We start from the raw sequence: 19730 nt of genomic DNA, 5'->3' as shown, positions 1-19730 counted from the left end.
GGGTATCGATGACGACTTTTGGAGACGGCTGCGGCCGCTGCCCCGAACCGGCCGGCGTCAATCGGTGATGCCTTCCGTGCTCTGGCCTGCCGGGCGGTGCCCCTACCGGCAAGAACTACTCTCGCCGCTGATCAGACAAGGTGGAAGGATCTTCGGCTGGACCGAAACGGCCTTGGACCATTCCGTCCAGCGCCAGCCCCACCAGGCCGAAAGCGCCCAGCGGTGACTCGCGGAAGGGAAGCGAGGGGGGCCCGAGCCCTGCCCCTAGCGGGCGAGTTGGCCTCGGCGCGACCGTCATGGCATCGACCGCTTGCGGATGAGGGCTTGCCGAAAGCCCAGGCGTCTCCCGACACACTGCCCGGAGCACCGCGTCGGACCTGATGGAGCGCCTGGACGGGCGCGGCCGCTTCGAAGCGGGTGTGCGTAGGGTCGGCACGGCCGGCTCCGACAGCCCGCCTGGCCTCCCCGGGCGCGCGGGGCCCCGGGGACGTCCGTCAGCGGACGCGCTCCAGCAGCGACACCTGCAAGCCGTGGACCTTGGTCCTCCGGACCGGCTTGTAGTGCTTCTCCAGTGCCTCGGCCTGCTTCTTCGGGAGCCTGTGGTAAGGGTTCTGCGTGCCGCTCCAGGTGACCACCCACACCCGCCGGGTGGTACCGAGGCACTTCTCGGGTTGTGCGCACTCGACCGGGAAGAGGTCGTCGTTCGCCACGGCCGAGCGCTGCGCGAACACGTCGCGGAGCTCGACCCGCGGCGGCAGGGAGTATTCGACCTGGAAGTCGGTCATGTAGACGCGGTCGTCACCCCGCACCGGTACGAAGCCGTCGCCGGGCCGGTAGCCCTTGGCGATGACCGCCGCCGCCTCCGCCCCGTCACGGCCGGCCTTGGCCGTCTCCGTACGCAGCTGACGTTGGTCGGGCAGGCCCAGCAGGATCACCGCGGCCAGACCCGCCACCCCGAGCGGCCGGGGCCGCAGGGCCGCGAGACCCGCGGCGGCGACGACCACCCAGGCCGGCACGGTGAAGAGGAGATAGCGGTCCATGAAGTACGAGGTGCTGCCCTGGGAGACCACCCAGGCGGCCGCGATCGGGACCGCGCCGATCAGCACGAGCTCCACGGCGGGCCGGCGGCCGCGGCTCCACGCGAGCGGGAGCAGCGCCAAGGCGGCGATGGCGAGGGAGACGAGCGGAGAGCCGAAGAGGGAGTCCCAGATTTCCGCGATGCTCCGCAGGTGCGGCGTCTTGATCCAGCTGATCTGCCGGCCCACCTGACGCTGCCCGAGCAGCACCAGCGGGACCACGGGCACCAAGGCGAAGGCGACCGTCACCGTGAAGGCGACGACGGTGCGACCGCGCCGGTCCCGCCACCAGCGCAGCACGACGATCAGCGCGTGCGGCAGCAGGAAGAGCAGCGAGACGATGTGGAACAGCCCCGCCGCCGCCACGGCGAGGGCGTATGGCGCCCAGCGGCGCGGGCCGGGGCGGTCCAGCGCCCGTACCAACAACCAGGTGGCGGCGGTGACCGCCAACACGACGAAGGCGTACGACCGCGCTTCCTGCCCATAGCGGGAGACCGACGGGAGCAACGCGAAGAGCAGGCCCGCGAAGACGGCGGCGCGGCGGTCGAAGAGCGTACGGGCGGTCAGTACGACGAAGGCGGCGGCGCCCGCCATGGCGAACGCCGAGGGCATCCGCAGCATGGTCGCCGAGTCACCGAAGACGGAGACCCAGCCGTGCAGCAGCAGGTAGTAGAGGCCGGAGACGGCGTCCACGTGGCCCAACATCGCCACCAGGTCGCCGGTGCCGCGGATGGCGGCGTTCCAACTGGCGAGCTCGTCCCGCCACAACTGCGGGGTGCCGCTGCCCGTGACGGCGACCCCGAAGGTCAGCAGGGCTGCCCACAGCCAGTCGTGCCGGCGGGCGAAGCCGCGGCGGTCCGGGCGCGAGGCGTCTCCTGAGGGTCGCCCGGGCGCGGAACGGCCGGTCGGGGACGGGAGGGTGCCGGTGTTCATCCCGCGGAACCTGCCGTGTCCATCGCGTTCCGTTCGGCGTTCGTGGCGCGTCGGCGCACCGGTGGGTCGGTCTTCGGCAGCGTGAGGCCCGGGGCGTCCAGCATGCGCTTCAGGAGCGCCGACAACGGCCGCTCCGCGTAACGGTGGACGATCCAGGCGAGCAGGAGTACGACGGCGAGCGTGCCGAGCAGGGTCACCGGGAGGTCCATGCCCTCGTTGCGGGCCCAGCGGATCAAGGCATACCCGATCTCTTGGTGCAGCAGGTACACGGGATAGGTGAGTGCGCCGGCGGTGGTGAGCCACTTCCACTGGACCCGGTCGAATGCGCCCATCGCCACCGCGAGCACCACGCCGAAGGCCACGACGGAGAACCACGCCATAACGTCCCAGCTCAAGGAGTGCATGACGCCGTATTGGTAGCTGCCCTTCGTGCCCAACAGCTGGTTCTGGGCCACCAGCCAGGAGAACCCGACGACGCCCAGGAGCAACCAGTTGGTGCCGAACCGGTAGATCAGGAACATGGCGATACCGGCGATGAAGTATGGGGCGTACTCGGGCATGACGAACGTCCGCAGCAGCAGGTTGTCCCCCTTGATCGCGATCACCGACAGGAACATCCAGATGCCGCAGAAGGCCAGCACCCGGCGGTAGGTGAGACCCAGCGCCACGACTATGGCGAACAGGAGGTAGAAGCGCAGCTCGACCCAGAGGGTCCAGTAGACGGTGTCGGCCTCGGCGACACCCATCGGCTGCTGAAGCATCGTCAGGTTGGAGAGCACGTCGCTGAAGCGGAGATGGACGCGGTGCCGCGCGGTCGCCACGAAGTCCACCACGAGCGCTGTGAGGATGACGGCCACCCAGTAGGCGGGCATGAGCCTCACGACGCGCGAGGTGAAGTACTGCCGGGGCGTCTTGCCCCAGCAGGACATGCAGATGACGAAACCGCTGATCAAGAAGAACATCTGCACGCCGAGGAAGCCGTACGCGGTGTACAGGTGCAGTCCCGGCATCAGCTTGGCCGGTGTGCCGTGCCACACCTCGGGGACGCGGTTGACGCCTGTCCAGTGGAACGAGACCACCATGAGCGCGGCCACCAGGCGCAGACCGTCCAGGGCTCTCAGTCGCGGTCGGGGGCCACCGCCAGACGGGGCGGCCGTCGGCCGGGGACGCGAAACGGTGGGCGCGTGCGTGCTGGTCGCCGGGTGGGGCGGTACGACCGTCGACATAGGGGGGATTCTCCGCAGCAGAGCCGGGTTCAAGGGCCACGTCGTTCCGCCCGGCAAGCCGAGCCAAGCCGAACGTCAGCGGATGAGTCTACGTCGGGCCCGTGGACGGGCCGGCTGCCGGTGGCCGAGAGTGAGGCAGGACTCGTACGGGCGCGGCCGGAACGGGGGTGGCGCGGGACCTCCGAGACGTCACTCATCGAACCCTTGTGCGGCTCGTTCCTCGCGCAGCACCATGATCGCCTGGCGGCGGGCGAGGCGGTGGGTGCGGCGGATCTGGGCCTCCTGGTTGCGACGCTCGTCCTGCTCGGTCTCGGGGAGGACGGGCGGGACCCGGCGCGGCTTGCCCTCGGCGTCGACCGCCGCGAAGACGAGGTAGGCGCTGCCGACCTGGGTGGCGGGGGTGGATTCGTTCCAGCGCTCGGCGAGGACCCGTACGCCGATCTCCATGGAGGTGCGGCCGGTCCAGTTGCACTGGGCCTTGACGTGGACGAGGTCTCCGACGCGGACCGGGGCGAGGAAGACCATCTCGTCCATGGAAGCGGTGACCGCGGGACCACCCGAGTGCCGGCCTGCCACGGCGCCGGCCGCGTCGTCCACCAGCTTCATGATCACCCCGCCGTGGACCGTGCCCAGGAGGTTCGTGTCGTTGGCGGTCATGATGTGGCTGAGGGTGGTGCGGGAAGCCGAGGTCGGCTTGCCCGCGGGATCGCCCGCTATGTCTGTCATACGGATACCTTAAAGCGGTCTCGGAGGCATCAGCTCTGCAACAGCACCGGTACGAATCCCCACCGGGCTGTCGGCGGACTCGGCCGGGAAGGCATCCTTGGGCACATGAATGACTGGCCCGAGCCCGAGGGTCCGCAGCGGATGCGGCACATCCAGCGGCAGCAGCCGCCCGTCCGGCAGCCCGGTCCGCCGCGGCCGCCCGTCGACGCCCCGACGCGGCAGCCCGCGTACGGCGTACCGCCGCAGCAGGTACAGAGCCCCGGCGGCTACGACAGCGGCTACAACACCGGACAGGTGTACGGCACGCCCGCGGGCGGAGGCGGCGGCGCGCGGCCTCCGGCGGGCCCGGGCGGGCCCGGCCGGGGCGGTGACGGCCCCGTACCCGTGCGCGTCGTCGTCGACTGGCGCAAGCGGATCAAGATCGGCTCGATCGTCCTGGTCTCGGCGCTGCTGGTGACCACGATCGGCACCTACTTCTGGGCCGACTCCAAGGTGCGCCGCGAGGTGGACCTCTCGAAGGTCATCGAGCGCCCGAAGGAGGGCGACTGCACCACGTACCTCATCGTCGGCTCCGACAGCCGCGAGGGCATGTCCGACGAGGAGAAGAGGAAGCTCCACACGGGCTCGGCCGAGGGCAAGCGCACCGACTCGATGATGATCCTCGCGAAGTGCTCCAGCGGGAACACCATGATCTCGCTGCCGCGCGACTCGGACGTGGAGATCCCGTCCTTCGTCGGCTCCCAGTCCGGGAAGAAGTTCCCGGCCCAGGGCCGCCGGGTCAAGCTCAACGCGGCGTACGCGGAGGACGGCCCCGAGCTGCTGGTGCGCACGATCGAGTTCAACACCGGCCTGCGCATCGACCACTACGCGGAGATCGGCTTCGCCGGCTTCGCGAACATCGTGGACGCGCTGGGCGGCGTGGAGTTGGACATCGAGAAGGGGTTCAAGGACGAGAAGTCCGGAGCCGACTTCAAGGCCGGCCGGCAGACCCTGAACGGCAGCCAGTCCCTGGCGTTCGTGCGCACCCGCTACGCTTTCGCCGAGTCCGACCTGCAACGGACGAAGAACCAGCAGAAGTTCCTCTCGGCGCTGGCCAGTCAGGCCGCGACGCCGTCCACGATCCTCAACCCCTTCGCCCTGTACCCCGTGATGGGCGCGGGACTGGACACCGTGATCGTGGACAAGGACATGGGCCTGTGGGACATGGGTCAGATGTTCTTCGCCATGAAGGGCGTCAACGGCGGTGACGGCGTGTCGATGAACATGCCCATCTCCGGTGAGCGCGGCGGCAATCTGATCTGGGACAAGCCCAAGATGCAGCAGTTGGTGAAGCAGATCCAGAACGACGAGAAGGTCACCGTACAGAGCCGCTGACGCGGACCGGGCGCGACGGCGTGCGGGGCGGCGCGCAGGAACGGCGTGCGCCGGGTGCACGGGGACGGTCCGATAGGTTGCCGTACAACTGTTGCGGCTCACGCGCCGGGGGGAAGTCCGGGAGCCCGTGCTGTCGGTGCGGCATGGAACCGGACGGGCGTCCTTCATGGCTCTGGAGCGTCCATGTCCCTGCACCCGTCCCCGCGCGCCTTCCGCAGGCCGCAGCCAGACGGTGACCACCCCGCGAAGCCCACTATCCCCGGACAGGCGGCGGCCGGACCGGTGTCCGGGGCACGACTGCGCGTCCTGGACGGGCTGCGCGTCGTCGCGGCGGCGGCCGTGCTTTTCCACCACTACACCCGCGAGGACATCTGGGGGCACGACGCCTTCGGCTGGCTGACCACGGCCGGCCGGTACAGCTGGCTCGGCGTCGAACTGTTCTTCATGATCAGCGGCTTCGTCATCTGCATGTCGGCGTGGGGCCGGCCACTGGGCGGCTACCTGCGCAGCCGGGTGGTCCGGCTCGGACCGGCGTACTGGTTCTGTGTGCTGGTCACGATGGCCGTGCTGCTCCTCGACGGCGAGCCGCTCGGCGGCGCCGGGCCCGGACTGAGCCAGGTCCTGACCAACCTGACGATGTTCCAGACCCCGCTCAGGAGCGGCCTACTGGACATGTCCTACTGGACGCTCTGGTCCGAGGTCAGGTTCTACCTGCTCTTCGCCGTGGTCGCCTGGACGGGCCTGACCTACCGCAAGGTGCTCAACTTCTGCTGGATCTGGACCGTCGCCTCCCTCCTCGCGCCGACGTCGGGGGTGCCGCTCTTCGAGACTCTGGCCAACCCGGTCTACTCGCCCCTGTTCGTGTCCGGGATCTGCTTCTTCCTGATCCGCCGCGAGGGCCCGCGCGCCGGCGAGCCGTGGGCGCTGCTGGGCCTGTCGTGGCTGCTGATGCAGCGCTGGCTCAACGACATCGTCGCCTGGAACACCGTCAAGGGGGACCGGCTGTCCTGGGAGGCGTGCCTGGCTGTCGTGACCGCCTGCTACCTCGTGATGGCCGCCGTGGCCCTGCGCCGGCTCGACCGGATCGACTGGCGCTGGCTGTCGGTGGGCGGCGCCATGTCGTACCCGCTGTACCTATTGCACCAGCAGATCGGCATCACCTTGCTGCGGCAGTGGCACCGCGATGTCGAACCGTGGACGCTGCTGCTGTCGGCGGTCGCGGTGATACTGCTGGCCTCCTGGCTGGTCCAGCGCTACGTGGAACGGCCGTCCGCCCGGCTGCTGAAGCAGTGGCTGGAGAGCCGTCCGGCGCGCGCCTGACCGCCGGACATCCGGAAGGGGCACCCCGCGTCGGCGGGATGCCCCTTCCGCGCGTCTTGGCCGGTTACTTGCCGGCGCGGGCGCGCAGCTTCCACGGCATGGCGATGGACTCCAGTTGGACGGCGAGGTTCATCTTGGACTCGCCGACGGTGCGGTCCTCGAAGTGGATGGGGACCTCCATCACCTGGAAGCCGCGGCGCAGGGCCTTGAACTTCATCTCCACCTGGAAGCTGTAGCCGGCGCTGCCGATGGACGCCAGGTCGATCGACTTCAGCGCGTCGGCGCTCCACAGGTTGAAGCCGCCGGTGATGTCGCGGACGCGGGTGCCCAGGATGGTGCTCGCGTAGGCGTTGGCCCAGCGGGAGAGCAGCTTGCGGTGCGCGCCCCAGGCGTCGGAGAGGGTGCCGCCCGGGACGTAGCGGCTGCCGACGACGAGACCGGCGCCGGTGGAGCGGGCCACACCCAGCATCTCGGCGATCTTGCCGGCGGGGTGGGAGCCGTCCGCGTCCATCTGGAGCACGTAATCGGCGCCGTCCTCGACGGCCTTGGCCATGCCGGCCGCGTAGGCGCGGCCGAGGCCGTCCTTGGCGGTGCGGTGCAGGACCGACATGCGCGGCTTGCCGTCCTTGGTCAGGAAACCCTCGGCGAGCTCGTCGGCGATCTTGCCGGTGCCGTCGGGCGAGGAGTCGTCGACGACCAGCAGGCGCAGGCCCGGCTGATCGAGACCCATCAGCAGCTCGACCATCCCCGGCAGGTTGCCCGCCTCGTTGTACGTGGGCATGACCACGGTGAGCGGGGTGTGCGCCCAGCTGTCGGGGAGCTTCGTGGTTGCGACGTCGGTCGCGCGGGGAGTCTGCTGCTCGCCTATCACAGGGTTATGCCTCACTGAAGTTGGTCACCGGTCAGAGGAGAAGCGGACGGAGCCGGAAGGAAGTTCCGCCTCGCACCACACCCGTGCCCCTGCGCGAAGTTCGTTGTCAGCCCCTACGACGGCGCCGTCTCCGATGACCGCGCCGTCAAGCACCGTGCGCGTACCCACCGAAGCGCGGGCGCCGATCAGGCTGGCGCTCACGTGGGTGTCCGCACCGATGATCGCGCCGTCCAGCACGATGGAACCCTGGACGACCGCTCCCGTCTCGATGCGGGCGCCGGACCCGACAACGGTACCGCCCGACAGCTTGGCGCCTTCCGCCACCTCGGCCCCCGGGAGGACCAGGGCCTCGCCGCGCGGGCCGGGTACGGCCGGGGAGGAGACGATTCCGCGTACGAGGTCCGCGGAGGCCTGGACGAAGGACTCGGGCTTGCCGAGGTCCAGCCAGTAGGTGTCCTCGGTGACGCCGTGCAGCTTGGCACCGGAGGCGAGGAGCCCGGGGAAGGTCTCGCGCTCGACGGATACCGGTCGACCGGCCGGGATGGCGTCGATGACGCTGCGGCGGAAGACGTAGCAACCGGCGTTGATCTGGTCGGTGACGATCTCCTCGGGGGTCTGCGGCTTCTCGGTGAAGGCCAGCACCCGCCCCTCGGGGTCGGTGGGGACCAGGCCGAAGGCGCGCGGGTCCTCGACCCGCACCAGGTGCAGGGAGACGTCGGCCGCGGCCGCCTGGTGGGAATCGACCAGGCCGGCGATGTCGAGGCCGGTGAGGATGTCGCCGTTGAAGACGAGGACGGGGGCGTCCGGGCCGCCCGTCAGCCGCTGGGCGGCGTTGCGGATGGCGCCGCCGGTACCGAGCGGCTCGTCCTCCACCACGTACTCAAGGGTGAGGCCGAAGGCCGAGCCGTCGCCGAAGTAGGGCTCGAAGACCTCGGCCAGGTAGCAGGTGGCCATCACGATGTGCGTGACACCGGCGGCAGCGGCCCTGGCTATCTGGTGGGCGAGGAACGGAACACCCGCGGCCGGAACCATCGGCTTGGGGGTGTTCACCGTCACGGGACGCAGCCGCGTCCCCTGCCCGCCAACCAGCAGGATCGCTTCCGTCATTGCTTTCTCCCCAACCGGTCGGGCGTACGAAGGTCCAAATTTAGCCCATGCGGAGGTGCGCGAAGGCCGGAGGCCGGCCGCCTTGCCGGGCGACGGGACGGCGACGGGACGGCCTGCCGCACGCAACACCGCCGCCCACGGGGCAGGTCGGGACCTGCCGCGTGGGCGGGGCCGGGCGTCCGTGCCGGCCGGGAGCGGGGGAAGGCCCCGTGGGTCGTTGCGGATTTGGTACGTCAGCGCGTCGGCGCCAATCCCGTACGCGACGGGGCCGGGGCCTTCGTCCTCCGTCTCCGGGCGTGTTTCCTCAGACGTGCGTTAGACGACGGTGCCCTGGTTGAGCCAGCCGGCGCCGAAGCCGTTGAACAGGTAGACCGCCACGCTGTCACCGGTCCCCGAGAGGAAGTAGTCGGCGTGGGTGTCGCCGTTGAAGTCGGCGAACTGCACCTTGCTCTGGACGGTGGTCACACCGCTCGCGATCTGACCGAGGGAACCCCATCCGCCGTGACCGTCACCGCCGCGGTTGGCGTAGGCGGAGACGGAGCCGTTGGTGGCGATGGTGATGTAGTCGGCCCGGCCGTCGCCGTCGATGTCGGCGAGGCGGACACGGGAGCGATCCGTCGTGGTGCCAGAGGCCACCTGGTTCAGGACCTGCCAGCCACCGCCGCCGGTGTCACCGCCGCGGTTGACATAGGCGACGACTGAGCCGTTGTCGGCGATGGTGGTGTAGTCGGCCTTGCCGTCACCGTCGAAGTCGGCGAAGCGGACCTGGTCCTGGTTGGTGGTGGCACCGGTGCCGACCTGCCCGGCGCTGACCCAGCCGCCGCGCCCGTCGCCGCCGCGGTTGAGGTAGACGACGAGGCTGCCGTTGGCATTGACGAGAATGTAGTCGGCCTTGCCGTCACCGTCCCAGTCCGCGAACCGGGCCCGCGTGCGGTCGGTCGTGAGGCCGGTCGCGACCTGGTTCATGTTCTGCCAGCCGGCACCGGAGTTCCCGCCGCGGTTCAGCTTGACGCTGACGGCGCCGTTGTCTGCGACGAGGATCTGGTCGGCCTTGCCGTCACCGTCCCAGTCGGCCCAGCGCACCCGGGCGGCGCCGCCGACCTCGTTGCCGGCCCGCGGCGCGGGCGCGTGCTGCGTCCAGCCATCGGTGACGGCCCGTTCGAGGGCGTCGCTGTAGACGCGGGCCATCTTGGCGTAGCCGGCGTCGGTGGGGTGCAGGCGGTCGGGGTTCAGGTCGGTCGCGGCGTCCATCTTGGGCGGCTCCGCGTAGCGGAAGTGCTGGCCGGCCGCCTGGCGGGAGGCTTCTTGCCCGCGGATGATGGAGTTGAAGGTGGCGGCGCGCTGCTCCTGTTCCACGGTCTCGGTCAAGAGGCCTTGGAAGATGACCGTGACACCGGGCTTTCTCGCCATGATCCCGTCGAGAAGCGTGGACAAGCGGTTCGCCGCGGTGACCGGGTCGGTGACGAAGTCCTGACTCGGAGGGATCGTCTGGCGCAGGTCGTTGATGCCCAGGTGGAGCAGGATGACGTCGGGGTTGGCGGTGGACTGCCACTGGTCGATCAGTGGCTGAACCTGATCGATTCTCCATCCGCTGTGCCCCTCGTTGTCGGGGTCGGCGAAGTTGCCGAGAGACCGGCCACCGACGAAGTCGGGGAGGTAGCGGGACTGACCCGACATGAGGTTCCACAGGGGCGGCCGGTATCCGAGGTTGTTGCCGGGGCTGCCCACACCCTCGGTTATGGAGTCACCGAGCGGCATGATGTGGAGGAGCGGCGGGGAGGGCACTGGGGCTGCGGCGGCCGGGGTGGCGCCGAGTCCGATGAGGGCGGTTCCTGCGAGCAGGGCAAGGCTGAGGAGGGGCGCGGTGCGCTTCATCACGGGTCTGGGGCCTTCGGTGGAGAGGAGCTGCGACGGGGGCGTCTTCGCATGACAGGGCGGAGCGCGCGGCTGGGAGACCGGGGAAACCAGCGGTTTGACAGAACCCGGAGAAACCCGTTGGCCGCGGCAGGGTCAGCCGGTCGCGCGGAGCTCGACGACGACGTGGCCCGTGGCCCCCAGCGGCTCTTCGGCGACGCTCGCGTACCTGTTCTTGCCGACGTCGACGGTCGTGGTGGCAGCGCTGGAGACGAGCTTGGCGCTCACGGGGTGCGCACCCGCGTCGAGGGCGAAGACCCGGTCCAATTCGAAGGTGACCCGGCCGGTCTGCGAACCGACGTTAAAGCAGTACATAGGCTTCCGCTTAGTGGCGGAGTCCTCGTAGCTGTACACCCGAACCTGGGAAGCACTGATTCCGCATTCGGCGAGGGTGATTCCGCCGTCTCCGCGGACCAGCTTGATTCCTTCCTTCGCCAGGATCGCGGCGGAATTCGGGTAGGGGGATTCCACGGCCGTAACGGGAGCCGAGGGCGACGGCGACGCGGACACCGAGGCCGAGGGTGACGCGGAGGCCGAGGCCGTCGGGGAAGCCGACGCGGACACCGAGGCCGAAGCCGTCGGGGAAGTCGACGCGGACACCGATGCCGAAGCCGAGGGCTTCGCAGGTGCCGCCGGACCCGCCACGGAGGAGGTGCCCTTCCCGTCAGCAGCCGCCGCGTAAGCGCCGAAGGCGCAGAGCGAGGTGACTGCCAGGGCTGCTATGACGGGTTGACGCACACGGGAGAACACCGGGCTGGGTCCTTTCAAGGACGGAAGATTCTTTGATCTTGGTGATTTTCAAACAATAAGTCAATCCCGCCGGCCGCACCACGGAAAAGCCCGGCCGGGGAAATCCCGGCCGGGCTCTGCCTGTTGCGCAAACGAATCAGGGCAGGTTGCGCGCCATGACGATGCGCTGGACCTGGTTCGTGCCCTCGTAGATCTGCGTGATCTTGGCGTCGCGCATCATGCGCTCGACCGGGTAGTCGCGGGTGTAGCCGTAGCCGCCGAGGAGCTGGACCGCGTCCGTGGTGACCTCCATGGCCACGTCGGAGGCGAAGCACTTGGCGGCGGCGCCGAAGAACGTCAGGTCGCCGTCGACGCGTTCGGACTTGGCCGCGGCCGAGTACGTGAGCTGGCGGGCGGCCTCGATCTTCATGGCCATGTCCGCGAGCATGAACTGCACGCCCTGGAAGTCGCTGATCGGCTTGCCGAACTGCTTGCGCTCCTGGACGTACCCCTTGGCGTAGTCCAGGGCGCCCTGGGCGATGCCGAGGGCCTGGGCGGCGATGGTGATGCGGGTGTGGTCCAGCGTCTTCATGGCGGTGGCGAAGCCGGTGCCCTCGGCGCCGATCATGCGGTCCGCGGGGATGCGGACGTTGTCGAGGTAGACCTCGCGGGTCGGGGAGCCCTTGATGCCGAGCTTCTTCTCCGGGGCGCCGAAGGAGACGCCCTCGTCGGACTTCTCGACGACGAAGGCCGAGATGCCCTTGGAGCGCTTCTCCGGGTCGGTCACGGCCATGACCGTGTAGTACTCGGAGACGCCCGCGTTGGTGATCCAGCGCTTGACGCCGTTGAGGACCCAGAAGTCGCCGTCGCGCACCGCGCGGGTCTTCATGCCGGCCGCGTCGGAGCCCGCGTCGGGCTCGGAGAGGGCGTACGAGAACATCGCGTCGCCCTTGGCCAGCGGGCCGAGGTACTTGGCCTTGAGCTCCTCGGAACCGGAGAGGATCACCGGGAGCGAGCCGAGCTTGTTCACGGCCGGGATGAGGGAGGAGGAGGCGCAGACCCGGGCCACTTCCTCGATCACGATCACGGTGGCGAGCGCGTCCGCGCCGGCGCCGCCGTACGTCTCGGGCACGTGGACGGCGTGCAGGTCGTTGGCGACCAGCGCGTCGAGGGCCTCCTGCGGGAAGCGCGACTCCTCGTCGACCGCCGCGGCAAACGGCAGGATCTTCGCCTCGGCGAGCGAGCGGACGGACTCGCGGAGCATGTCGTGCTCCTCGGCCGGGCGGTACAGGTCGAAGTCGGCAGAACCCGCCAAGATCTCTCACTCCCCAGGTGTGATGCGTGGTGCGCGCCGCGTGATGGCGGCGCGCGATCCGTGATGCTAACTACCGTTAAGTAACCCGAAGCTTAGTCTCCGGCGTCCGGGCAGCGATATGTAAGGCGTACGTGAGCTGCGTGACAGCGGAGCCACGCGGTGCGCGCACGGGGAGCGTCCCCCGGGGCGCGCCCGACTATGCTCAGTGGCCGCAAACGGCCCCGCACCTCTGGAGCACCCATGGCCCCCCTCAAGATCACCGTGATCGGCACCGGTTACCTCGGTGCGACGCACGCCGCCGCCATGGCGGAGCTGGGCTTCGAGGTGTTGGGTCTGGACGTGGTGCCGGAGAAGATCGAGATGCTGGCGGCGGGCCGGGTGCCGATGTACGAGCCGGGGCTGGAGGAGCTGCTGGGCGCGCACGTGGCCGGGCTGCCGGGCTCCTCCGGGCGGCTGCGCTTCACCCACTCCTGGGAGGAGGTCGGCGCCTTCGGCGACGTCCACTTCCTGTGCGTGAACACGCCGCAGAAGCACGGCGAGTACGCCTGCGACATGTCGTACGTCGACTCCGCGCTGGAGTCGCTGGCCCCGCACCTGACCCGGCCCGTGCTGGTCGTCGGCAAGTCCACGGTGCCGGTCGGTTCGGCGGAGCGCCTCGCGGCGAAGCTGGCGGCCCTGGCCCCGGCCGGCGCGGACGCGGAGCTGGCGTGGAACCCGGAGTTCCTGCGCGAGGGCTTCGCGGTGCGGGACACCCTGCACCCGGACCGGATCGTGATCGGCGTCCGGGGCGACCGCGGCGAGAAGGTGCTGCGGGAGGTCTACGAGACGCCGATGTCGGAGGGCACGCCGCTGGTGGTGACGGACTTCCCGACGGCGGAGCTGGTCAAGACGGCCGCCAATTCCTTCCTCGCGACGAAGATCTCGTTCATCAACGCGATGGCCGAGGTGTGCGAGGCGGCCGGCGGTGACGTGGTGAAGCTGGCGGAGGCGATCGGTTACGACGAGCGGATCGGCTCGAAGTTCCTGCGGGCCGGGATCGGCTTCGGGGGCGGCTGCCTGCCCAAGGACATCCGGGCGTTCATGGCGCGGGCGGGCGAGCTGGGCGCGGACCAGGCGCTGACGTTCCTGCGGGAGGTCGACTCCATCAACATGCGCCGCCGCGGGCACATGGTGGAGCTGGCGCGCGAGGCGGTCGGCGGCTCGTTCCTCGGCAAGCGCGTCGCGGTGCTCGGCGCCACCTTCAAGCCGGACTCCGACGACGTGCGGGACTCCCCCGCGCTGAACGTGGCCGGGCAGATCCACCTCCAGGGCGGCCAGGTCACCGTCTACGACCCCAAGGGCATGGAGAACGCGCGACGCGTCTTCCCGACCCTCGGGTACGCGGACTCCGCCGTCGAGGCGGCCCGGGGCGCGGAGGTCGTGCTGCACCTCACCGAGTGGCGGGAGTTCCGCGAGCTGGACCCGGCGGCGCTGGGCGAGGTCGTCACCGACCGCCTGGTCCTGGACGGCCGCAACGCCCTCGACCCCGACCTGTGGCGGGGCGCCGGCTGGACCTACCGCGCGATGGGCCGCCCCCGCGCGTAACGGGTCGCCCCCCGCCTGACGAAGTCCCGTACGCGCCCGACGGGCCGCGCCCCCGCCGGGAGGGGCGCGAGCCGCCCGCGTCCGCGACCGCCGCGTCCGCCGGAAGCGGATCGGTAGAGTGGCGGCCGATGACCGCCACCAGCAGCCCACCGAGCGCCCCCACCCCCTCCGCGACGGCGCCCGCCGCACGCGGCCGGGGAGCCTTCGCGACAGCCGTGCGGGGACGCGGCGCGCTGCCGGCCACAGCCGCTCTGTGGGCGGCGAGCCGGGCACTGATGCTCTGGATGCTCGTGCACGACTTCCACAGCTCGAACCTCGTGCGGGTGGATGTCAGCGGGACCTACCACAACTGGTACGACATCCTGGTGACCTGGTCGATGCCGCATGACGACATCACCTGGCAGTACCCGCCCGCCGCCGCGGCGATCTTCCTCTCGCCCGACCTGCTGCCGTTCCTCACCTACTTCCAGGCCTTCGTCGCGCTGACGGTGCTCTGCGACGCCGTGATCCTCGTCGGTCTGCTCCGGGCCGCCCGCCGCCGTGACGGGAGCCGGGCCGGCGCCCTGTTCTGGCTGCTCACGCTGCCGCTGCTGATGGCGACGCCGTTCGCGCGCTACGACGTCCAGGTGACGCTGCTCGCGGTCGGTTCTCTGCTGTGCCTGCGCCACCGCCCGAGGCTCGCCGGGGTGATCGCCGGGATCGGCGCGATGGTCAAGGTGTGGCCGCTCCTCGCCCTGTTCGGTGCTCCGCGCGGCAAGTCGACGCGGGAGGCCGTGATCGCGGCGGCGCTGTCCTGCGTCGCGCTGCTGGCCCTCTTCGCGGCGCTCTTCCGGGACTCACTGGGCTTCCTCGGCAACCAGGGCGACCGGGGCGTCCAGGTCGAGTCCGTCGGCGGGTCGGCGCTGATGCTCGCGATGCGGACGGGGATCTGGCCGGGCCGGATCACCTTCCAGTACGGCGCCTTCGAGTACGTCGGCCCCTACGTCCCGGCCATCGCGCGGGCCTCGATCACCCTCACCGTGATCGGCTTCGTGCTGCTGGTCCTGTGGCGCGTGCGGGCCCGTCGCTGGACGACCGCGACGCCGGCGGACGCCGCGCTCTGCGCGATCATGGTGTTCACGGTGACCAGCCGCGTCATCAGCCCGCAGTACATGATCTGGCTGCTCGGTCTGGCGGCCGTCTGCCTGACCTCCAGGCACACCACCCAGCGCCCGATCGCGTGGCTGCTGGCCGCCGCCACGCTGCTCACCTCGCTGGTCTTCCCGGTCTGGTACGGCGACGTGCTGCAGAACACGTGGTTCGGCACGATCCTGCTGTGCGCCCGCAACGGCGTGTTGCTCTACGCCACCGTCTGGTCCGGCGTCCGGCTCTGGCGGGCGACCGTCACCCGCTCGGCCGCGGACGCCGAGAGCGCCGCGGCGGCGACGGCCGAGGGCACCCGGGCCGCGCGCGCCTAGACCGTACGACGGTGTTGGGCGGCGCGGGAGGTGAACTCCGCGTCGCGCAGCACCCGTTGGGCGTTGCCCCAGGTGAGCAGTGCCAGATCGGGCTCCGTCCAGCCCCGTTCGAGAAGTTCCGCGACCAGCCTCGGGTATCCGGAGGGGTCGGTCAGGCCGGCCGGGCGGGGGCTGCCGGGTTCGGCTCCGAACGCGGCGCCGAGACCGACGCCGTCGGGGCCCGCGAGCGCCCTCACGTGGTCCACGTGGTCCGCCACCGCGTGCAGCGAGTCCCCGGTCCGCTCGGTGTCGAAGGTGACCATCGCCACGCCGCCGGCCGCGCGCAGCGCGAGCAGCACCTCGTCGGTCACGTTCCCCGGATGCGGGTTGAGGGCGGCGGCCCCGGTGTTGGAGATGATGACCGGCGCCTTGGACGCGCCCGCCAGCTGACAGGCCACCGCCGACGGGCAGCCGGCCAGGTCGAGCAACATGCCGAGGCGGTTCATCTCCTTGACCACCTCGTGGCCGAAGACCGTGAGGCCCTCACGCGCCCAGGGCGCCCCGGCGGGCGCGAGGATGCGCACGCCCAGCGCGTGGAAGGCGCGCAGCGCCCCCAGGGAGCCGCTCAGTGTGCGGCCGGGCACCGGGCCGAGGAACGCGGCGATACGGCCCCGGTTGCGGGCGTCCGCCATGTCGTCCGGGGTGAGCGCGAGGCACAGGCTGTCGGGGTAGCGGCGCACGAGGGACAGCGCCACGTCGATCTGCTCCAGGGTGTCGGAGACCACCTGGTCGACGGCCGGTGCCTCGCTCGGCGTGAGCAGGGACCAGAACTGGGCGCCGACCCCGCCGGCGCGCAGTCTCGGGATGTCGGTGTCCACACCGAGGTCGGGGGTGTCGATGTCGTGGTACGGGCTCTGGCGCAGTGTCCAGACCAGGGTGTTGCACCCGTCGGCCACGGGGTGTTCGGACAGCAGCTCCATGGCCCGGTCCAGGGCTCCGGGAGCGACACCCGGGGTGGGGTCTTCGGATCCCAGGCAGCCCGGTCCCACGTCGGTGCCGGGGCTCGGGAGGGGTTCGTCCTGCAAGTCGGCCATGGCGTTCGCTCCGGTCTCGGCGCAGCAGGGAGAGAAGCGGGGTTCGTCTGGCCACGGTGACACGCGGGGCGCGCGGGTTCACGGCGGGTGTGGCGTTCGGGTGTCGCCGTGGGGCGGACACCCGAACGCCGAAGGGCCGCAGCCGCTAGATCACCGCGTTGGAGGGGCCGCGGGAGGCCGAGAGGTCGCGGGCCACCGCCTCGGCGTCGCGCAGCGCGCGGACCGCGTTGGACCAGGTCAGCTTGGCCAGGTCGGCGCGCGACCAGCCGCGCGTCAGCAGCTCCGCGATCAGGTTCGGGTAGCCCGACACGTCGTCCAGCCCGGACGGGGTGAAGGCCGTGCCGTCGTAGTCGCCGCCGATGCCGATGTGGTCGACGCCCGCCACCTCGCGCATGTGGTCGAGGTGGTCCGCGACGGTGGCCGCCGTGGCCACCGGGCGCGGGCGCCCCGCCTCGAAGGCCCGGTGCAGGGCCATCGCCTCGGGGGTGGTGTCGAGGTGGTGGAAGCCGTGGGCGCGCAGGTTCTCGTCGGCGGCCAGCGTCCATTCGACGGCGGCGGGGAGGATGAACTTGGGCACGAAGGTGGCCATGGCCACCCCGCCGTTGGCCGGGAGCAGGGCCAGTACGTCGTCCGGGACGTTGCGCGGGTGGTCGCACACGGCGCGCGCGGAGGAGTGCGAGAAGATCACCGGCGCGGTGGACACCTCGATGGCGTCCCGCATCGTCGTCTCGGCGACGTGCGAGAGGTCGACGAGCATGCCGATTCGGTTCATCTCGCGCACGACCTCGCGGCCGAAGTCGGTGAGGCCGCCGTGCCGGGGTTCGTCGGTCGCCGAGTCCGCCCAGTCGATGGTGTCGTTGTGCGTGAGCGTCATGTACCGCACGCCGAGCCGGTGCAGTGCGCGCAGGGTGGCGAGCGAGTTGTTGATGGAGTGGCCGCCCTCGGCGCCCATCAGGGAGGCGATCCGGCCGTCGGTGCGGGCCGCCTCCATGTCGTCCGCCGTCAGCGCCCGGGCGAAGGCCTGCGGGTAACGGGCGATCAGCTGGTCCACGCCGTCGATCTGTTCGAGGGTGGCGCTGACCGCCGTGTCGCCCGCGTAGTCCGACCGTACGAAGACGGACCAGAACTGCGCGCCGACCCCGCCGGCGCGCAGCCGGGGGATGTCGGTGTGCAGGGTGCCGCGCTGGTCGGCGCCGACGTCCAGCCGGTCGAGGTCGTAGCGGGCCTGCTCGCGCAGCGCCCAGGGCAGGTCGTTGTGCCCGTCCACCACGGGGTGCTCGGCCAGCAGCTCGCGCGCCTCGGCCAGGCGCTGGTCGGCGCTCACTTGGCGAATCCGAACGATTCCGTGCCGGCGACCTTCGTACGCAGCCGCTTGCCCTTCTCGGTGGCCTGGTCGTTCAGTTCCTGCTGGAAGTCGCGCATCCGGGCCAGCAGCTCCGTGTCGTGCGCGGCCAGCATCCGGACGGCCAGCAGGCCCGCGTTGCGCGCCCCGGCGACGGAGACGGTGGCGACGGGAACGCCGGCGGGCATCTGCACGATCGACAGCAGGGAGTCCATGCCGTCGAGGTACCTGAGCGGGACCGGGACGCCGATGACGGGCAGCGGGGTGACCGACGCGAGCATGCCGGGAAGGTGGGCGGCTCCGCCGGCGCCCGCGATGATCGCCTTGAGGCCGCGGGCGTCGGCCTGCTCCCCGTACGCGATCATCTCGCGCGGCATCCGGTGCGCGGAGACGACGTCGACCTCGTAGGGGATCTCGAACTCGTCCAGCGCCTGGGCGGCGGCCTCCATGACCGGCCAGTCCGAGTCGGAGCCCATGACGATGCCGATGACGGGGCCCGTGGGGCGTGCGGTAGAGCTGGTGCTCATTCGGTGATCGTCCCTCTGAGGTAGCCGGCTGCGTGACGTGCGCGCTCCAGCACATCGTCCAGGTCGTCGCCGTAGGTGTTGACGTGGCCGACCTTGCGGCCGTGTTTCACGTCCTTGCCGTACATGTGGATCTTGAGCTGCGGGTCGTGGGCCATGCAGTGCAGGTAGGCCGCGTACATGTCGGGGTAGTCACCGCCCAGGACGTTGGCCATGACCGTCCAGCGGGCGCGCGGGCGCGGGTCGCCCAGCGGCAGGTCCAGGACCGCCCGGACATGGTTGGCGAACTGGGAGGTGATCGCGCCGTCCTGGGTCCAGTGGCCGCTGTTGTGCGGGCGCATGGCCAGTTCGTTGACCAGGATGCGGCCGTCGGTGGTCTCGAAGAGTTCGACGGCCAGGTGGCCGGTCACGCCGAGCTCCTGCGCGATGCGCAGGGCCAGGGCCTGGGCCTCGCCGGCCAACTCCTCGGACAGGTTCGGGGCGGGCGCGATGACCGTGTCGCAGACGCCGTCGACCTGGATGGACTCGACGACGGGGTAGGCCACCGCCTGGCCGTGCGGGGAGCGGACGATGTTGGCCGCGAGTTCGCGGACGTAGTCCACCTTCTCCTCGGCCAGGACGGGGACGCCCGCCTTGAAGGGGGCCGCCGCGTCCTCGGGGGTGCGGACGAACCAGACACCCTTGCCGTCGTAGCCGCCGCGCACCGTCTTGAGGATGACGGGGAACCCGCCGACCTCCTCCGCGAAGGCCGCCGCGTCCGCCGGATCGCGGACGATCCGGTGGCGGGGGCTGGGCGCGCCGATCCGGTCGAGCCGGGCGCGCATCACCCCCTTGTCGGCGGCATGCATCAACGCGTCGGGCCCCGGGCGGACGGGGATGCCGTCCGCTTCCAGGGCCCGCAGGTGTTCGATGGGTACATGCTCGTGGTCGAAAGTGATCACGTCACAGCCGCGCGCGAACGCGCGCAACGTCTCCAGGTCGCGATAGTCGCCGATGACGACATCGTTCACGACCTGGGCCGCCGAGTCCTGTGGGGTGTCACTGAGGAGCTTGAATCTGATGCCGAGGGGGATACCCGCCTCGTGGGTCATGCGGGCGAGCTGTCCGCCGCCGACCATGCCGACTACCGGGAACGTCACCTCTCCAGGGTATCCGTCGG

Annotated in this window: 16 protein-coding genes; 4 read left to right on the top strand and 12 right to left on the bottom strand. The window is 70.7% G+C overall.

Annotated elements, in window-relative coordinates:
- Positions 1 to 494 precede the first annotated feature (494 nt).
- The 3 genes from E6R62_RS13650 to E6R62_RS13640 form a co-directional block, all read right to left on the bottom strand.
- Positions 495 to 2009: a glycosyltransferase family 39 protein gene (locus E6R62_RS13650; protein ID WP_136213647.1), complete on the bottom strand. Its 1515-nt coding sequence runs from the start codon at positions 2007 to 2009 to the stop codon at positions 495 to 497.
- Entirely contained in the window at positions 2006 to 3235 is a 1230-nt protein-coding gene (locus E6R62_RS13645; protein ID WP_136213646.1) for an acyltransferase, read from the bottom strand. Before E6R62_RS13645 ends, E6R62_RS13650 begins: the two co-directional genes overlap by 4 nt.
- Positions 3236 to 3424: 189 nt before the next feature.
- Positions 3425 to 3961, bottom strand: a complete 537-nt coding sequence (locus E6R62_RS13640; protein WP_136213645.1) for an acyl-CoA thioesterase — start codon at positions 3959 to 3961, stop codon at positions 3425 to 3427.
- Positions 3962 to 4066: 105 nt separating this feature from the next.
- On the opposite strand from E6R62_RS13640, the gene E6R62_RS13635 reads away from it, so the two are divergent.
- Positions 4067 to 5335: an LCP family protein gene (locus tag E6R62_RS13635; protein WP_240801650.1), complete on the top strand. Its 1269-nt coding sequence runs from the start codon at positions 4067 to 4069 to the stop codon at positions 5333 to 5335.
- A gap of 183 nt (positions 5336 to 5518) precedes the next feature.
- Complete coding sequence (locus E6R62_RS13630) at positions 5519 to 6655, top strand: acyltransferase (RefSeq protein ID WP_136213644.1); 1137 nt, start codon at positions 5519 to 5521, stop codon at positions 6653 to 6655.
- Between the two features lie 64 nt (positions 6656 to 6719).
- Here the strand turns inward: E6R62_RS13630 and E6R62_RS13625 are convergent, their stop codons facing one another.
- The 5 genes from E6R62_RS13625 to E6R62_RS13605 all read right to left on the bottom strand — a co-directional run bounded on the left by E6R62_RS13625 (position 6720) and on the right by E6R62_RS13605 (position 12591).
- The gene (locus tag E6R62_RS13625; protein ID WP_240801660.1) at positions 6720 to 7436 is read right to left on the bottom strand and encodes a polyprenol monophosphomannose synthase; all 717 of its coding nucleotides are present in this window, start codon (positions 7434 to 7436) and stop codon (positions 6720 to 6722) included.
- A gap of 114 nt (positions 7437 to 7550) precedes the next feature.
- Positions 7551 to 8633, bottom strand: a complete 1083-nt coding sequence (locus tag E6R62_RS13620; RefSeq protein ID WP_136213642.1) for a sugar phosphate nucleotidyltransferase — start codon at positions 8631 to 8633, stop codon at positions 7551 to 7553.
- Positions 8634 to 8948: 315 nt separating this feature from the next.
- Positions 8949 to 10508 (bottom strand): FG-GAP-like repeat-containing protein, encoded by a 1560-nt coding sequence (locus E6R62_RS13615; protein ID WP_240801659.1) that lies wholly within the window; start codon positions 10506 to 10508, stop codon positions 8949 to 8951.
- Positions 10509 to 10643: 135 nt separating this feature from the next.
- On the bottom strand, positions 10644 to 11018 hold the full coding sequence (locus E6R62_RS13610) for a hypothetical protein (RefSeq protein ID WP_136213640.1): 375 nt from the start codon (positions 11016 to 11018) through the stop codon (positions 10644 to 10646).
- Between the two features lie 415 nt (positions 11019 to 11433).
- Positions 11434 to 12591: an acyl-CoA dehydrogenase family protein gene (locus E6R62_RS13605; RefSeq protein WP_136213639.1), complete on the bottom strand. Its 1158-nt coding sequence runs from the start codon at positions 12589 to 12591 to the stop codon at positions 11434 to 11436.
- Between the two features lie 240 nt (positions 12592 to 12831).
- On the opposite strand from E6R62_RS13605, the gene E6R62_RS13600 reads away from it, so the two are divergent.
- Both E6R62_RS13600 and E6R62_RS13595 read left to right on the top strand, forming a co-directional pair.
- A complete protein-coding gene (locus E6R62_RS13600; RefSeq protein WP_136213638.1) occupies positions 12832 to 14175 on the top strand; it encodes a UDP-glucose/GDP-mannose dehydrogenase family protein in 1344 nt (447 codons plus the stop codon).
- Between the two features lie 128 nt (positions 14176 to 14303).
- Positions 14304 to 15632, top strand: a complete 1329-nt coding sequence (locus E6R62_RS13595) for a glycosyltransferase family 87 protein (RefSeq protein ID WP_136213637.1) — start codon at positions 14304 to 14306, stop codon at positions 15630 to 15632.
- Here the strand turns inward: E6R62_RS13595 and E6R62_RS13590 are convergent.
- From E6R62_RS13590 to E6R62_RS13575, 4 genes are all read right to left on the bottom strand, one after another.
- The gene (locus E6R62_RS13590) at positions 15629 to 16705 is read right to left on the bottom strand and encodes a dipeptidase (protein WP_136213636.1); all 1077 of its coding nucleotides are present in this window, start codon (positions 16703 to 16705) and stop codon (positions 15629 to 15631) included. The genes E6R62_RS13595 and E6R62_RS13590 overlap by 4 nt on opposite strands.
- Positions 16706 to 16850: 145 nt before the next feature.
- Positions 16851 to 18029: a dipeptidase gene (locus E6R62_RS13585; protein WP_136213635.1), complete on the bottom strand. Its 1179-nt coding sequence runs from the start codon at positions 18027 to 18029 to the stop codon at positions 16851 to 16853.
- A complete protein-coding gene (gene purE / locus E6R62_RS13580) occupies positions 18026 to 18574 on the bottom strand; it encodes a 5-(carboxyamino)imidazole ribonucleotide mutase (RefSeq protein ID WP_136213634.1) in 549 nt (182 codons plus the stop codon). Before purE ends, E6R62_RS13585 begins: the two co-directional genes overlap by 4 nt.
- Positions 18571 to 19710: a 5-(carboxyamino)imidazole ribonucleotide synthase gene (locus E6R62_RS13575; RefSeq protein ID WP_168714041.1), complete on the bottom strand. Its 1140-nt coding sequence runs from the start codon at positions 19708 to 19710 to the stop codon at positions 18571 to 18573. The genes purE and E6R62_RS13575 overlap by 4 nt, the downstream gene beginning before the upstream one ends.
- Positions 19711 to 19730: the final 20 nt, after the last annotated feature.

Origin of the sequence: Streptomyces sp. A1136 (assembly GCF_004795055.1) — a bacterium.
GTDB lineage: Bacteria > Actinomycetota > Actinomycetes > Streptomycetales > Streptomycetaceae > Streptomyces.
The sequence above is the reverse complement of the archived record's forward strand: the minus strand, read 5'-3'. Positions and strand labels throughout refer to the sequence as shown.